This window comes from Pseudosulfitobacter pseudonitzschiae (assembly GCF_900129395.1).
Taxonomy (GTDB): Bacteria; Pseudomonadota; Alphaproteobacteria; order Rhodobacterales; family Rhodobacteraceae; genus Pseudosulfitobacter; species Pseudosulfitobacter pseudonitzschiae.
In genome coordinates, this window is the sequence record NZ_FQVP01000002.1 from 541,628 (window position 1) to 557,133 (window position 15,506).

13 protein-coding genes are annotated in these 15,506 nt (G+C 64.4%); 4 read left to right on the top strand and 9 right to left on the bottom strand.

Annotation, left to right across the window (positions count from 1 at the left end):
- Positions 1–42: 42 nt before the first annotated feature.
- The 3 genes from BUC08_RS06945 to BUC08_RS06955 all read right to left on the bottom strand — a co-directional run bounded on the left by BUC08_RS06945 (position 43) and on the right by BUC08_RS06955 (position 4,351).
- Positions 43–1,389, bottom strand: a complete 1,347-nt coding sequence (locus tag BUC08_RS06945) for a tetratricopeptide repeat protein (RefSeq protein ID WP_037925214.1) — start codon at positions 1,387–1,389, stop codon at positions 43–45.
- 162 nt (positions 1,390–1,551) lie between these two features.
- A complete protein-coding gene (locus BUC08_RS06950; protein WP_037925216.1) occupies positions 1,552–2,754 on the bottom strand; it encodes a CaiB/BaiF CoA transferase family protein in 1,203 nt (400 codons plus the stop codon).
- Positions 2,741–4,351: a thiamine pyrophosphate-binding protein gene (locus BUC08_RS06955; protein ID WP_037925613.1), complete on the bottom strand. Its 1,611-nt coding sequence runs from the start codon at positions 4,349–4,351 to the stop codon at positions 2,741–2,743. The genes BUC08_RS06950 and BUC08_RS06955 overlap by 14 nt, the downstream gene beginning before the upstream one ends.
- Positions 4,352–4,507: 156 nt before the next feature.
- On the opposite strand from BUC08_RS06955, the gene cueR reads away from it, so the two are divergent.
- A complete protein-coding gene (gene cueR / locus BUC08_RS06960; RefSeq protein WP_037925219.1) occupies positions 4,508–4,894 on the top strand; it encodes a Cu(I)-responsive transcriptional regulator in 387 nt (128 codons plus the stop codon).
- A 20-nt stretch (positions 4,895–4,914) separates the two neighbouring features.
- On the opposite strand, the gene BUC08_RS06965 is transcribed toward cueR, so the two are convergent.
- The 4 genes from BUC08_RS06965 to BUC08_RS06980 form a co-directional block, all read right to left on the bottom strand.
- On the bottom strand, positions 4,915–6,027 hold the full coding sequence (locus BUC08_RS06965) for an aminodeoxychorismate synthase component I (protein WP_037925220.1): 1,113 nt from the start codon (positions 6,025–6,027) through the stop codon (positions 4,915–4,917).
- Positions 6,028–6,043: 16 nt separating this feature from the next.
- On the bottom strand, positions 6,044–6,337 hold the full coding sequence (locus BUC08_RS06970) for a Dabb family protein (protein ID WP_037925223.1): 294 nt from the start codon (positions 6,335–6,337) through the stop codon (positions 6,044–6,046).
- Between the two features lie 139 nt (positions 6,338–6,476).
- The gene (locus tag BUC08_RS06975; RefSeq protein WP_037925225.1) at positions 6,477–7,073 is read right to left on the bottom strand and encodes a GcrA family cell cycle regulator; all 597 of its coding nucleotides are present in this window, start codon (positions 7,071–7,073) and stop codon (positions 6,477–6,479) included.
- A gap of 109 nt (positions 7,074–7,182) precedes the next feature.
- On the bottom strand, positions 7,183–8,127 hold the full coding sequence (locus BUC08_RS06980; RefSeq protein WP_037925228.1) for a DMT family transporter: 945 nt from the start codon (positions 8,125–8,127) through the stop codon (positions 7,183–7,185).
- A 281-nt stretch (positions 8,128–8,408) separates the two neighbouring features.
- Between BUC08_RS06980 and BUC08_RS06985 the strand changes: the two genes are divergently transcribed.
- Together BUC08_RS06985 and argF are read left to right on the top strand one after the other, a co-directional pair.
- Positions 8,409–9,578 carry an aspartate aminotransferase family protein gene (locus tag BUC08_RS06985; protein ID WP_037925230.1) on the top strand — a complete coding sequence of 390 codons (1,170 nt, stop codon included), beginning with the start codon at positions 8,409–8,411 and terminating at the stop codon, positions 9,576–9,578.
- A gap of 74 nt (positions 9,579–9,652) precedes the next feature.
- Positions 9,653–10,558 carry an ornithine carbamoyltransferase gene (argF, locus tag BUC08_RS06990; protein ID WP_028954790.1) on the top strand — a complete coding sequence of 302 codons (906 nt, stop codon included), beginning with the start codon at positions 9,653–9,655 and terminating at the stop codon, positions 10,556–10,558.
- Positions 10,559–10,658: 100 nt separating this feature from the next.
- On the opposite strand, the gene BUC08_RS06995 is transcribed toward argF, so the two are convergent.
- Positions 10,659–11,489, bottom strand: coding sequence for a glycosyltransferase family 2 protein (locus BUC08_RS06995; protein ID WP_037925233.1), 831 nt, complete (start codon positions 11,487–11,489; stop codon positions 10,659–10,661).
- A 128-nt stretch (positions 11,490–11,617) separates the two neighbouring features.
- Here BUC08_RS06995 and gndA point away from each other — a divergent pair, with 128 nt between their 5' ends.
- Positions 11,618–13,033 carry an NADP-dependent phosphogluconate dehydrogenase gene (gene gndA / locus BUC08_RS07000; protein WP_037925234.1) on the top strand — a complete coding sequence of 472 codons (1,416 nt, stop codon included), beginning with the start codon at positions 11,618–11,620 and terminating at the stop codon, positions 13,031–13,033.
- On the opposite strand, the gene hrpB is transcribed toward gndA, so the two are convergent.
- A complete protein-coding gene (gene hrpB, locus BUC08_RS07005) occupies positions 13,030–15,432 on the bottom strand; it encodes an ATP-dependent helicase HrpB (RefSeq protein WP_037925236.1) in 2,403 nt (800 codons plus the stop codon). The genes gndA and hrpB overlap by 4 nt on opposite strands.
- Positions 15,433–15,506 lie beyond the last annotated feature (74 nt).

A 15,506-nucleotide genomic window follows, 5' to 3' on the forward strand; every position in this document is an offset into this window, starting at 1 on the left:
CCTCTTAATCTGCATCGTGTCGGTTGTCTTCATTGACTTTTCTCATTGGGCGGCAATACGCCGTGCGCGCGAAATCGACGCCCCACGGGTTTGGGCGAAACGGTCTTCGTAACCGCCCCGTTGCGCCGTCCGCTGCGCCAGAATCTGGGCTGTACGCTCAACGCGTCCGGCGCGCAATCCGGCATCTATCGTCATGCGTTCAAACACATCTCTCTGGGCATGGCTGCCACCGATCGACTGCAATGACACCCGCGCCGCCGCCAGGTTCTGAAACGCCTGATCCCAGCGTCCTTCGGCAAAGGCGGTCAGACCCGCAATCGCGGCAAGGCCCGGATCGGCAACCCTTTTAGGCATTTCACCATGACGGATCGCGTCACGGGCAAAGCGGGCGCACATCGCTTCGGCGGCCTCGCCCTTTTGCGCGCCGGACAAGGCCAGCATATAGTGCAGGTCGGCGAAAACCAGACAGCCGTCCTCGACCCGCGCATCCGAGAAAGCCGCCAGCTCATCCCAGCGGTCGTGCACATCCACACCTTCCAGTTCCAGTCGCATCAACAGCGATGTGGCATTGGCGATATCCCGGTAATCATCTGTCTTGTCTGCACGAATCTGGCCATCGTAGAGGGCCAGCGCCACATCCATCTCGCCCCGGTCCATGTGCAAAAGCGCCTTGTGCCACCAGACATGATAGCGAAAGTTGTTGCAGTGATCCCAAGCGCCAGTGTGGCCTTCGATCAGGGCAATTCCCGCATCGGGCCGCGCGGTCATGTCGTACACATGCGCCACCGCATGAAGCCCCCAGGCGTCGTCTGGCGCATGATCCAGACCGCGCAATCCGGTGCGTGCAGCGGCGGCATAATCGCCGGTTTCCTCCAGCGCAAAGGCGTGACAGCCCAGCAGGTAGCCGCGCAGCGGGTGAATGCGGTGCGCGTCCAGCACCGCCTCGACCGAGGCACGCATACCACTTGCATCGCCCAGCATGAAACGGATGGCGTGGCCGACCTTGGCCGAGATCGTGTCGCGTGGTTGCAACCGCAGGGCAGCCTCCATCGCCGCCACCGCCCCCGATGGCCGCCCTTGCAGCCATTCGCCCAGGGCCTGCACCCACAACCGCTCGCGCGGGGCACCCCCCACCCGGGTCAGGGCCGCCAGCGCAGCGGCATGGGCATCACGCGCGACCGCTATCAGTTCGGCGCGCCCCATCATCAGCGAAAACAACCCGCGTGCAGCATGGCCCATGGCAAAGTCGGGCGCACCTTCCAACACCTTGCCCAGATGCACAGGCGTCTGGATGCCATGCGCGAGAAAACCGGTGATAACCCCGTTCCAGTGGTCTGTCAGAAGCGGGTCTGTCAGGGAAACGGGGCTGTCACATATATCGTTGCGCATTACGGGCACCTTTGTTCAGGGCACGGTGGGACCCGTGCGATGCCTGTAACTTACCCATGATTTGCGGCGCTGCGGGGGGCTCACACGCAGGTGTGACAGGGCGCACCCTTTTTCGTGAGGACGGGCGGGGATTTTGCAATATTTCCGTGCAAAACAGATCTGTCAGTCTGTCTTGGCAGGGGGCTGGCGCAGCATTTGTAACACGGCGTCGGTGTCCTGACCGAAGGATGGCGGTGCATGGCGATAGGTCACAGGCGTCGCCGACAGCTTCAGCGGATTGCCCAACAGGCGCACCTGCCCCTGGGCCACGCCATCGCAGGGCACCTCGACCACCGCCCCGCGCGCCTGTGCCTGATCCGATCCCAATGCTTCGGCCACGTTGTGGATCGGTCCCACGGGGACTTTGACCGCATGCAGGCGTTGCATCACCTCGGCGCGTTGCAGCGCCTTCATCGTGGGCGACAGCCGTTCCATCAACGCCGCGCGGTTCTCGATCCGGTGCTGGTTGGTGTCAAAGCGCGGGTCATCGCTGAGACCAGCCAGCCCCACCGCATCGCAGAACCGAGCAAACTGCGCATCATTGCCCACGGCCAGCAGCACATGGCCGTCGCTGCATTCAAAGGCGTCATAAGGCACGATGTTGGGGTGCGCATTGCCGCGCCGCTCCGGCACCTGACCGCTGGTCAGATAGTTGGTGCCCTCGTTCACCAGCCACGCCATTTGCGCATCCACAAGGCTCAGGTCAATGTGCTGGCCTTGCCCTGTGCGGTCGCGGTGGCGCAGGGCGGCCAAGATCCCGATTGTCGCATACATGCCGCACATTACATCGGCGATGCCCACGCCCACCTTCATCGGCGCCCCGTCGGGCGCGCCGGTCAGCGACATGATCCCGCCATAGCCCTGCGCCATCAGGTCGTAGCCCGGCTGGGCGCGGTTCGGACCGGTCTGGCCAAAGCCGCTGATTGAACAATAGACCAGTCCGGGGTGCCGCTGCAGCAGGGTGGCGTGATCCAGCCCGTATTTGACCAGCCCGTCGGGTTTATAGTTCTCGACCACCACATCGGCGCGCGCGGCCAGTTGGCGCAGGGTGTCCTGGCCTGCTTCCGTCGTCAGATCGACAGCGACGGACAATTTGTTGCGGTTGGCGGCCATGAAATAGGCGGACAGGTCCGTGGGGGCGCCATCCGCATCGCGGGCATAGTTCGGCCCCCATCCGCGCGTGTCATCCCCACCGGTTTTCGGGTTCTCGACCTTGATGACCGTGGCCCCCAGATCACCCAGCATCTGTGTTGCCGTGGGACCGGCCAGAATGCGGCTGAGGTCGAGAACAAACAGCCCGTCAAGCGCGCCCTTAGATGCGGCCATCGTAGGCTCCTTTCTCGATATGGGCGGCGATCACGGTAAAGGTGTCGGCGCTTTGGGCGTCCTGCAGCGCGGATTGCAATTCCGCACGGCTGCGCACATCCACGCCCACCCCGCCAAAGGCGCGGCCAATCGCGGCAAAATCATGGGTGCCGAAATCGACCCCGTGGTTGCCAAGCTGTCTTTGTCTTTGTTTCAATTCGATCAGCGCCAACGACGCGTCGACAAATACAACGAAAATACAGCGCAGACCCAGTTCCCTGGCCGTCGCCAGTTCCCCCGCGACCATCAGGAAACCGGCATCCCCGCTAAAGCTGACCACCGTGCGGTCCGGCGACGCCAGCGCCACGCCCATCGCCAGCGGCACAGCACAGCCCATGGTACACAGCGCCGAGGATTGCATCAGACCGCGCGGCGCATAGCACTGCCACATCTGGCTGAGCAGGATGCGATGCGCGCCGCTGTCTGCGGTGGCCAGCGCGTCGCGGGGCAGGGCGGTGCGGCACGTGGCGACGATGGCGGCGGGGCCCCAATCCTCATCCGTGGGAAAGGCTGTGGCCAATGCGGCCTGTGCTGCGGCCACCTCGCCGCCCGCCCATGTTGCGCGCGGTGTCGCGGCCAGCATCAGGGCGGCCACCGTGGCGCGCACCGATCCGACAATGTTGACCGTGGATTGATGCATGTAGTGGTGGTTCGGCGCCGCTGACACCTCGACCACATGCTGGGCCGTACTGTCCCAGACATCGCGCCAGCCGGTGCGCATCTCGATGGGATCATAACCTAGACACAGCACCAGATCGGCGTTTTGGACCAGCGGCAACAAGGTCTTGTCCGCCAGCGGCGACAGGCCCGCACCGCCAAGGGACAGTGGATCATCCTCGGGCAGCATCCCCTTGGCCTTGTAGGTGGAGATCACCGGCACGCCAAACCGCCGCGCAAGTCCGGCCACATCGGCGTTTTCGTTCAGCGCATCGACACCGGCGATGATGATGGGCCGCGCCGCCTGTGACAGCCAGCCCGCGATTTGATCCAGGACGGCAGTATCCGGCACCACCTCAGCCGCCGTTGCGCGGGGCGTCGGCGCCCTGGCGGGCACCTGCGCCTCGGCCACACGAATGGGGATGTCGATGAACACCGGACCGGGTTGGCCCTCGGTGGCGATGCCAACGGCCTTGTCCGCGATCACGTGGGCGGCACCGGCATCCATGAGAAAGGTGGCCTTGGTGATCGGGGCAAAGACCGCGCGCTGGTCCAGCACCTGGTGGGTATAGGTCTGCGCCTCGTCCGCATCGACCGCACCGGCCAGCACGATCAGCGGCACGCGGTCCTGCAGGGCATTGGCCACCGCATTGACCCCGTTCAGCACGCCGGGACCGACCGTGGCCACCAGCAGCCCCGGCGCGCCGGTGCGGTGCCAAGCGCCCTCGGCCATAAACGCCGCCGCGTTCTCGTGTTTGCACAGCACAAAGGTGATCCCCGCCGCCTCAAGCGCGTCCACCATGGTCAGAATCTCGCCCCCCGGCATTCCAAAGGCCATCCGGCACCCGGCGTCGTACAGCCTGCGCGCCACTGCATCGGCGGCTCTGATCGTCTTGGTCATCACACCCTCATCGTTTGTTGGCGCAACAGTGCATTGGGCAGGCAAGGGGCGCAATTCACCATCCCGCCAGATTTGTGTCAGAGAGGCGGGCTTGACCTTCCAGTCTTGGGAACCCATCTCTCGGGCAACGTCACCGCGTCATCAAGGAACCGCCTCATGAACATTTCCCAAGTCGCCACCGCCTCGGGCTTGCCCGCCAAAACGATCCGCTATTACGAGGACATTGGCCTGATCCGCCCCGCCCGCAGCGCCAACGGCTACCGCGCATTTTCCGATCAGGACGCGCACAAGCTGGCCTTTTTGTCGCGCGCCCGGTCGCTGGGGTTCTCCATCGAAGACTGCCGCACCCTTCTGGCCTTGTGGGAGGACCGCAGCCGCGCCAGCGGCGATGTGCGCAAGCTGGCAACGGACCATCTGGAAGAGATCGACCGCAAGCTGTCTGAACTGCACCAGATGCGCGATACGCTGGCCCATCTGGTCAATTGCTGCGCCGGCGACGACAGGCCCGACTGCCCGATCATCGACAAGCTAGCCAAGAGTTGAAACGCCCAGTCCGCTCTGCGCTAAAACGCAAAGCGTGATTTCAGCAGGGCCTCGGTATATTCATCATTGGCAGTGCTGTCATGCACGACCCCGCCCCCGACATTCAGTTGGGCGGTGCCGTCTGGGTGACACAGCACGGTACGTATCGCCACGTTGAACTGCATGTCACCCTGCGGCGCGATCCACCCGATTGCCCCGCAATAAGCGCCGCGCGGCTGCGCCTCCAGCGCGCGCAGGATTTGCATCGCCCGGATTTTTGGTGCACCGGTGATCGATCCGCAGGGGAACAGCGCCGCAAAGATGTCCCACAGGCCAACATCCGGCAACAATTGCGCGATGATGCGCGATGTCATCTGGTGCAGTGTCACATAGGTTTCAACATTGAAAAGTTCGGGCACCCGCACGCTGCCAACCTTGGACAGTCGGCTGATATCATTGCGCATCAGGTCCACGATCATCAGGTTTTCTGCCTGGTTTTTCACCGACCCGCGCAGCCATTCGACCTGCGCCGCGTCCTCATCCGGCGTCTGCCCGCGCGCAACGGTGCCTTTCATCGGCTTCACCTCGATCCCGCCTGTGCGGTCGATTGCAAAGAACAGCTCGGGCGAGCGTGACAACAGCACCGGCCCGCCCAGATCGACAAAGGCTCCATGCGGCACGGGCTGCCTGTTGCGCAGCGTGGCATAAAGCTCCAGCGGCGTGCCCGCAAAACGCGCAGTGACGGGAAAGGTCAGGTTGGCCTGATAGATATCTCCCGCCGCGATATAGGTTTTGATCCGATCAAAGGCATCTGAATAGGTCGCTAGATCCCAAACCGGCTGCGGGTCGCTCAGAAAGGCATCGCCTTCAGGCCGCGCAACCTGCGCCGGGGCTGGCGTATCAAAGACGCCGAATTCAAGCAGCGGCGTGGTGCGATCCGGGGGCATGAGGTCGCGCAGCTTGTGCGAAAACACATAGCCCAACTCGTAACTTGCATAGCCCGCCAGCCAACAGCCCTGTGCCTTGGAGGCTTCCATCGCGGCAAGGGCGGCGGGCACGGCGTCGGGCGTGTCGGCGCGAATGACACGGATCGGATCGACAAAGGCCGTGCCGCCGGGACACGGCCCACCGTCAAAAATGACCTGATGCGGCATCGCTCAGCGATTCAACTTAGAAATCTGCCGCGATTCTCAGGTCGCGCAGGGGGCGCACGCGGTTGATCGATTCCTGATACAGCGGATGGGCCTTGTAAGCCGTCAGTGCCTCGGCGCTCGCAAATTCGGCGTAGACGACCACATCGGCTTCGCCCGATAGCGCATCATCGCGGATGTTGCGGCGCACTTCAAACACGTCGCTGTGCGGGATATCTGCCAACAGCGACAACCCTTCGATGATACGCGCGACATCAGCCGGATCTTTCGCGCTGAAGAACACCACATGACGAATGGCTGGACGTTCGGACATGAAAACTTCCCCTGTTTGGACTTCTGCAGTGGCGCGGCCCTAGCCGGAACGCGCCCCGAAGACCAGAGCCAACGGCATCACAAACGCAAAACGGCCCGACAGGGTCGGACCGTTTTGTATCTCGCAACTCTGGCGTGTTTCAGCGGCGACGGTCGCGGCGTGAGGACATCGGCTGGAACGCGACGCCAACATGCGCCTCGCAATAGGGTTTGCCTGCCTGCACGGGCAGGCCGCAGAACCAGAAGTCATCCGTCGCGGGATCACCCACCGGCCATTTGCATGTGCGCTCGGTCAGTTCCATCAGGCTCAGACGCTTGGCTTTTTTCTCGATCTCGCTGACCTTGGCCAAAGCTTCGGGGCTGATCTCGTTGGCCGAAGGCTGCGGGGGCAAGGGTTGGCCTGCCGGAATGATCTTGGCGCGAGGAGGCATCACGGCGACGCGTGTCTCGGGCTCGGGTTCTTCTTGCGGCTTGGGCTTGGCCTCGGCCTTGGGTTTGGCTTCCGCCTTGGGCTTGGCCTCGACCTTGGGGGCGGCGGGCTTGGCCTTGGGTTCGGGTTTGGCGGCGGCGGCGGCGGTCGTTCCGGTGCCTGCGCGGTTCGACAGGCCCAGGCGGTGGACCTTGCCGATCACGGCATTGCGGGTCACCCCGCCCAGCTCCTTGGCGATCTGGCTGGCCGACTGGCCCTCGCCCCACATCTTTTTCAGAAGTTCAACACGTTCGTCTGTCCAGGACATGCAGGCTTTTCCTAGCTAAAAAGCGGCGCATCTTTGATGGCCGCTCCAAATTCAATCTCAGCGCCCTATTCTAATCACTCAGCAGTGAGTTACAAGGCAAGAACCCCACTTAGTCGGTATCGGGCGCAGGCAGGGGCGTCGTTGCGGTGCCCGACACTGTGACAGGACTGCCGCTGCGCCGCAACCATGCCTCGCGCAGGCCCAGCAGCAAAGCGCCGGCAACGATGATACAGGCACCCACAATTGTCACCCCGTCGGGGATCACGTCGTAAAAAACCACGTCGTAAAGCGCGGCAAAGAGCAGTGTCAGATAGCTGAACGGCGCGACAAAGCTGGCATCGGCGCGGGCCATCGCGTTGACGAAACAGGTCTGTGCACAGGCCATCAGCATTCCAAGCGCCCCCATCAGGCCCCATTGGGCCATCGTGGGCGGCTGCCAGAACGCGATCACCGCCAGCGTCGAGATCACCACACCAAGGGCATTGTTGATCAGCAGGATTTGGAATGCCCCCTCGCGCCCCGACAGGCGTTTGATGAAAATCAGCTCCAGCCCCATGATGGCCGCGGCTCCCAGTGCGAGCAGGGCCGCTGGCTGGAAACTTTCCGGTGTCGGACGCAGCAGCACCATCGCGCCCACCAGCGCAATGGCTGCCGCTGTCCACCGAACCCGCCCGACATGTTCGCCCAGCAGCGGAATCGCCAGTACCATGCCAAAGACCGGATTGAGAAATGTGATCGCGGTGGCATCGGCCAGAGGGATATAGGCAACCGATGCGAACATCAGCGTCACGCCCGCCCAGCCGGCCGAGGTGCGCGCCAAGTGCCAGCGCATATGCGGGCGCGTCACGTTTGGCCGCACCACCGATGCCGCAAGGGACAGGCAAAGCAAGGCGAACACAAAGCGCCCGTTGCTGATCTGCAAAGGATGCAAGGCCGGGCCGAACTGGTCCGATCCCAACGACTTTGCAATCAGCATGGTTGCCGCGATAAACGCGCAGGCCGTGCAGATCAGCAGGGCAGCCAGGACGGGATTTTGAGCGCGCGGGGAATACATGCCGAATCTATGCGCAAGCTGTGGCGGCTGTGCAAGGGGCAGTTGTGCGGCGCACGAAATCTCTTTCTTTCGGATTTCACCTGCGCTAAAGACCGCCACATGACAGCAACGGCACATATCATTTCGATCCGACGACGCACTGCGTAACGTCACGCCTTGTTGCGGGACCTGTCCCGCCTGTCTATCGCCTTAGGGCACCCCAATCCTTCAAATCTGTTGACCCTGCGGCCCGCGTCATGCACCAAAGTGCTTCGCACCGCCCGTATCAAAGGACGATCACCATGATCCCCTCCGTTCTGCCGACCTATTCCCGCGCTCCCATGAGCTTTGTCAAAGGCGAAGGCGCCTGGCTGATCGAGGCGGACGGGTCGCGATATCTTGACCTTGGGGCGGGCATTGCCGTGAACGTGCTGGGCCACGCCAACCCGGCACTGGTCAAGGCGCTGACCGATCAGGCGCAATCGCTGTGGCACACCTCGAACCTCTACCAGATCCCGCAGCAGCAGGCGCTGGCCGACAAGCTGGTCGATGCCACCTTTGCCGATACCGTGTTCTTCACCAACTCGGGCACCGAGGCCTGCGAACTGGCCGTCAAGATGGCGCGCAAGTACTGGTACGACAAGGGTGACAAGGACCGCGTCGAGATTATCACTTTCGCAGGGTCGTTCCACGGACGGTCCGCCGCAGGCATCGCCGCCGCAGGGTCCGAGAAGATGGTCAAAGGGTTCGGCCCGATCCTGGGCGGTTTCGTCCACCTTGACTGGGGCGACCACGATGCGCTGACGGCGGCCATCACCGACCAGACTGCGGCGATCCTGATCGAACCGGTGCAAGGCGAGGGCGGCATTCGCCCGCTGCCCGATCAATGCCTCAAGGGGCTGCGCGATCTGTGCGACGAACACGGCATCCTGCTGATCCTGGACGAAGTGCAATGTGGCGTGGGCCGCACCGGCAAGCTGTTCGCCCACGAATGGGCTGGCATCACCCCCGACATCATGATGGTGGCCAAGGGCATCGGCGGCGGCTTCCCACTGGGAGCTGTTCTGGCCACCGAAGACGCGGCCTCGGGCATGACCGCAGGCACACATGGGTCCACCTATGGCGGCAACCCGCTGGGCTGCGCCGTGGGCTGTGCGGTGATGGACATCGTGTCCGACCCCGCCTTTCTGGCCGAGGTCAACCGCAAGGCAGGCCTGCTGCGTCAAAAGTTGGAAGGGCTGATTGCCAGCCACCCGGACGTGTTCGAAGCGGTGCGCGGCTCGGGCATGATGCTGGGGCTGAAATGCAAGGCACCCAACACCGACATCGTTGCCGCAGGCTATAAGAACTACGTGATCACAGTGCCCGCCGCCGACAATGTGATCCGCCTTTTGCCCCCGCTGAACCTCACCGACGACGAAATCGCCGAGGCGGTCACTCGTCTCGATGCCGCAGCCGCCAGCCTGTCCTGACAGGCGCTTTCGGCTCGAAATCCGCAGGTTCGGGGGTCATGTTCCCGGCCTGCGCCTATTCAGAAAAATGACGTATGAAACACTTTCTTGATATCCACACCACCGACCCGGCAGAATTGCGCAGCATCATCGACACCGGCCGCGCGATCAAGGACGCGCGCGCTGGTCGCCCCAAGGGCACACCCGACGACGACCAGCCACTGGCCGGTCACATGGTCGCGCTGATCTTTGAAAAACCTTCGACCCGCACGCGGGTCAGCTTTGACGTGGGCGTGCGCCAGATGGGCGGGCAGACGATGGTGCTGTCCGGTGCCGACATGCAACTGGGCCACGGTGAAACCATCGCCGACACCGCCCGCGTGCTGTCGCGCTATGTCGACATGATCATGATCCGCACCTTCGAAGAGGCGACGCTGCTGGAAATGGCCGAACACGCCACCGTGCCCGTCATCAACGGGCTGACCAACCGCACGCACCCCTGCCAGATCATGGCCGACATCATGACGTTCGAAGAGCACAGCGGCCCGATCAAGGGCCGCAAGGTCGTGTGGTCCGGTGACGGCAACAACGTCTTTGCCTCTTTCGCCCATGCGGCCAAGCAGTTCGACTTTGAACTGGTCTTCACCGGCCCCGAAACCCTGCAACCCGAGGCGGCGCTGAACGGTCTCTACACCACCGAACGCGATCCGGACAAAGCCGTGCAAGGCGCCGATCTGGTGGTCACCGACACATGGGTGTCGATGCACGACCCGCAATCCGCCCGCGAACGCCGCCACAACCAGCTGCGCGGGTATCAGGTGAACAAGGCGCTGATGTCAAAGGCAAAGCCCGACGCACTGTTCATGCACTGCCTGCCCGCCCACCGTGATGACGAGGCCACGTCCGAAGTCATGGACGGCCCGAACTCGGTCATCTTCGACGAGGCGGAAAACCGTCTGCACGCGCAAAAGGCCGTCATGCGCTGGTGCTTGGGCAAATAACGCAATCTCCCCCGGGACAGCTTTTTTTTGGCCCGAAATACCCTGGGGGAGACGCAAAGCGTCGGGGACAAAGGGGCGGGGCGAAGCCCCTGAATGCTAGTCAGTCCAGCACAGGAAACCAGCCCGGCAGCGTGCACTTGCGATCCAGCTTGAACGACCGGGACCGCACCAGCCCGATCTTGGCATCCACCACAGGCCCCGCCGCCAGTTCCGCGCGCGCCATGCCTTCGGCCGTCTGCCAATCCGCTGCATCCATCCGCATCACCTGGGCCTGTACCTTGCGCGCCTCGTGCTCGGGGTCTTCCCATGCCTTGCCGGGCAACCCGTCACCGGGGCCTGATGCCACCTCGGCACGGTGCACATTCGCCTCGGCCAATGCGGCGCGGTTGGCAAATTTCAGATGCGCCAGAAACACACCATCCGGCATCACATAATCGAACTGCGCCACGCGTCGTGGCCGCACCTGCACCCCGTGGCGTTTCATTGGCAGGCCGCCGCGCACCGCCCATGCCTTGCTGTAATGTCCTGAAAACACGCCAAAGGTGCCGTCATCGGTCTGCACCACCTCCAGCCCCAGCGCAAACAGCGCCTGACCCTTCTGGCCCACGAACACGGATTCCAAACTGTCATGCTTTGCTGGATCAAGGAAAATCAACTCATCCGCATCGGTGCGGATCACCCAATCATAAATCTCGGCCAGACCGGCCTGAATCCCGTTGAGCATCCGCCCCCGCACCCCGTCAAAGCCGGACAAATCGTCGCGCGGCACGGTCAGGATACTGGCCTGCGGGCAGATTTGCGCGATCTTCGGGTCGGCACCGTGCGCCACGACCACCAGATGCTCGGCCCCCACCAGCGCGCCATAGTGCCGATACCATTGCGCCAGCGCCCAGTAATCGCGGTAAACCATCGTGATTGCACAAATCTTCATGCCCGCATCTAGCCATTCGCCCGCGTGCAGAACAAGCCGGAAGATGCCCGTGCCGCCACCACCAAGGCTTGCCCCCGCAGCCTTTGGGCGTATGTTTCAAGCCAAGGATCACAACACAGGCAAAGCATATGGCGCAGCAGGAAATTCGGGCACAGATCGGCGTTTACGGTCTGGGCACAATGGGCAGTGCTTTGGCCCTGAACCTGGCCGATCACGGCTTTGACGTGGCGGTGTCGAACCGCGAGGCCGACTGGATCGACGCCTTCCTGCCCGAGGCTGCGGGGCTGTCGGGCAACGTCACCGGCCACGCTGATCTGGCCGATTTCGTCGCCGCCATCGCTTCCCCGCGTACAATCCTGTTCATGATCCCCTCGACCAAGCCCATGGACATGATGATCGACGCGATCACGCCGCTGCTGTCCGACGGCGACACGATCATCGACGGGGGCAACGCCGATTTCAACGACACCCGGCGGCGCAGTGCGGCGCTGGAGGGCACCGGCATCCACTTTGTCGGCATGGGCGTGTCGGGCGGCGAGGAGGGCGCGCGGAACGGTCCTTCGATGATGGTCGGCGGCTCGGATCACTCCTGGGCACAGCTCAAACCGATGGCCGAGGCGATTGCCGCCAAGTTTCACGGCGACCCTTGTGTCGCCCACCTTGGCCCCGATGGTGCCGGCCATTTCGTCAAGACGGTGCACAATGGCATCGAATATGCCGATATGCAGATGATCGCCGAGGTTTACGGCCTGATGCGCGATCAGGCGGGGATGGACGCGGGCCAGATCGGTCAGGTCTTTGACGGCTGGCGCGAGGGTCCGGTGGCCTCTTATCTCATCGACATCACCGCCAAAGCGCTGGCCTCGACCGACGCGGGCACAGGTCAGCCCATCGTCGACGTGATCCGCGATCAGGCGGGGCAAAAGGGCACGGGCCGCTGGACCCTGATCGAAGCCTTGAAAATGGGTCAAAGCGCCTCGACCATCGAGGCCGCGGTGGGTGCACGCGGCTGGTCGTCCGAGGGCGATGTGCGTCGCGCGGCGCAGGCCCTGCTGGACCCCGCGACCCAGCCCGCGGACATTCCCGGCACCGATGACATGGAAAACGCCCTGCTGGCCGCACGCATCCTTGGCCACGCCCAAGGGTTCCGCGTGCTCTCGGCGGCTTCGGCGGAGTTCAACTGGGATCTGGACCTTGCCCGCATTGCCGAGATCTGGCGTGCGGGATGCATCATCCGCTCGGCCCTGCTGGACGAATTTGCGGGTGCAGTGCGCGCAGGTCTGCCGCACGGCCACCTGATCCTTGCCCCCGCGATGCGCACCCGTCTGACGGCGGCCCTGCCGGGGCTGCGGCGTGTGGTTGCGGCGGCGGCGCTCAGCGGACAGCCGGTGCCGGCACTGTCGGCGGCCTTGGCATGGCACGACACCATGGCATTGGGCCGTGGCACCGCGAACATGATCCAGGCGCAGCGCGATTACTTCGGCGCGCACGGGTTCGAGCGGATGGATCAGGACGGTGCCCATCACGGCGACTGGTTGCGCTAGGTTCGGCGTTTGACGCGCAGTGTCGGGTCTTCCTGCGTCGGATCTTCTGGCCACGGATGCTTGGGGTATTGCCCACGCATGTCCTTGCGCACGTCGGCATAGGAACTGGCCCAGAACCCTGGCAAGTCCATGGTGATCTGAATGGGCCGGTGTGCGGGGGACAGCAGGGTGACCTTCAGCGGTTTGCCCGCCACGGTGGGGTGTCGGGTCACGCCAAACATCTCTTGCAACCGCACAGCAATCTCCGGCGCGTCGCCGCTGTAGTCGATCGGCACATTCCGACCCAGCGGTGTGGTGAAATGCGACGGCGCGGCGCGGTCCAACGCTTGGGCCGCGTCCCAGTCCAGCCGCGCCTTGAGGGCAGGTGTCAGCTCGAGCGCCTTCCAGTCGGCAGCGGTCCGCACGCCGACCAGATGCGGCAGCAGCCAGTCTTCAAGTGTCATGATGAGGTGATCATCAGACCAGTTATCGGCATCCACCAGCCGCGCCCGCGCCAGAAACCGCGCCGCCTTGGCCGAGGGCAGCAGGCCCAGCTGCCGAACGCCATCCAGCATTGCCACGGCAATATCCTCGGGCGGCGCATCGCGCCACGCGCGGTCTTCCAGCACCAGCGCCCCCAGCCGTTCCTGCTGCCGCGCCAGAACGCGGCCGTCGCGTTTGGACCATATGCAGACGTCATGCCACGCAATCGCGTCGCCAAAAGTGGCGCGCAGGTCGGCGTCGCTGATCTCGGTCGCCTGCCGGATTTTCGCTTCGCGCGGGTCGCCGTCCAGATCGGTGGCCACGATCAGCCGCGCACCGGCCAGCGCATCGCCATCGGGCAGGACCGCGCCCTTGCCCCCCGACAGCACAAAGCGCGGCGCATCCCCCTTGCGGCGCAGCCCGATGCGATCAGGATAGGCCAGCGCCGCCATCGCCCCCAGCGACTGCGCCGCGCCCGAGGTGCGGGATTTCAGGCGTTTCACCTCTTGCCGCACCCGTGCCAGCGCGCCGCGCTGCACCGCATTGCCGAACCGGTCGGGGCTGCGCAGGGCCTGCATCCGCAACCGCAGGTCGCTGCCCATGCCGCGCAGGATGTCACGCTCGGCCAGCAGGGCCGCCAGGTCCGCCGCCCCCGCACCGCCGCGCACCAGCATATGCGCCAGACGCGGGTGCAGCGGCAGCCTCGACAGCGCGCGGCCATGGGCCGTGATGCGGCCCGCATCGTCCAGGGCCTCCAGCATCCGCAGCACCTCGACCGCCTCGCCATAGCGACCCGGATGCGGCGGCGTGACAAAGCTCAGCTCCTCCGGCGTGGCCCCCCACAGCGCCAGTTCCAGCGCCATGCCGGTCAGGTCCCCGGCCTCGATCTCGGCAGGGGGGAAGGCCGCCAGCGCCCCGTCCTCGCCGCGCGTCCACAGTTTGTAGCAATGTCCCGCCGCCACGCGCCCCGCACGGCCCGCACGCTGGGTGGCCTCGGCGCGGGTGACGCGCTCGGTCACCAGCCGCGACATGCCGCTTGAGGGATCGAACCGCGCCCGCCGCGCCAACCCGGCGTCCACCACGATGCGGATGTCGGGCAGGGTCAGCGAGGTTTCGGCAATGGCCGTGGCCAGCACCACCTTGCGTCCCGTTTTGGCAGGGGCAATCGCGGCGCGTTGGGCGGCAAAGTCCATGGCCCCGAACAGCGGATGCACCGCCACGTCACTGCCAAGGCTGCCGTCGAGCAGCCCCTGAACGCGCCGGATTTCGCCTTCGCCCGGCAGAAACACCAGCGCGCTGCCGGCCTGCGCGCGCAGGGCGTCGCGGATCAGGTCGGCAACAGCGCCTTCCAGCCGGGCCTGGCCTCGCGGGCGGTCCAGCCAGTGCGGTGTCACCTCATATGCGCGGCCTTCGGAGGTGACCAGCGGCGCGTTCAGCATCTCGGCCACGGGGGCTGCATCCAGTGTGGCGGACATCACAACCAGATGCAGGTCGTCACGCAGGGCCTCGGCCACTTCCAGACACAGCGCCAGCCCCAGATCGGCGTTCAGGCTGCGTTCGTGGAATTCGTCAAAGATCACCACGCCGACGCCGGCCAACTCGGGATCAGACTGGATCATGCGGGTCAGGATGCCTTCGGTGACAACCTCGATGCGGGTGTGTTTGCCCACCTTTGTCTCGCCGCGCACGCGGTAGCCGACGGTTTCGCCCACGGGTTCGCCCAGTGTCTCGGCCATGCGTTCGGCAGCGGTGCGCGCGGCCAGACGGCGCGGCTCAAGCATCACGATGCGCCCGGTGAAACCCGCCTCCATCAACGCCAAGGGCACTCGCGTGGTCTTGCCCGCACCGGGGGGTGCTTGCAGGACCAGCCGTTTGTGCGCGGCAAGCTGTGTGCAAACCGCGTCCAGCACGTCATCAATGGGCAGGGCAAATGTCATGTCTGCGCTTATCTGCGAAACAGAGGCCAAGGCCAAGGCTGGACAAATAGACCTGTAAACCGGAAAACCGATCC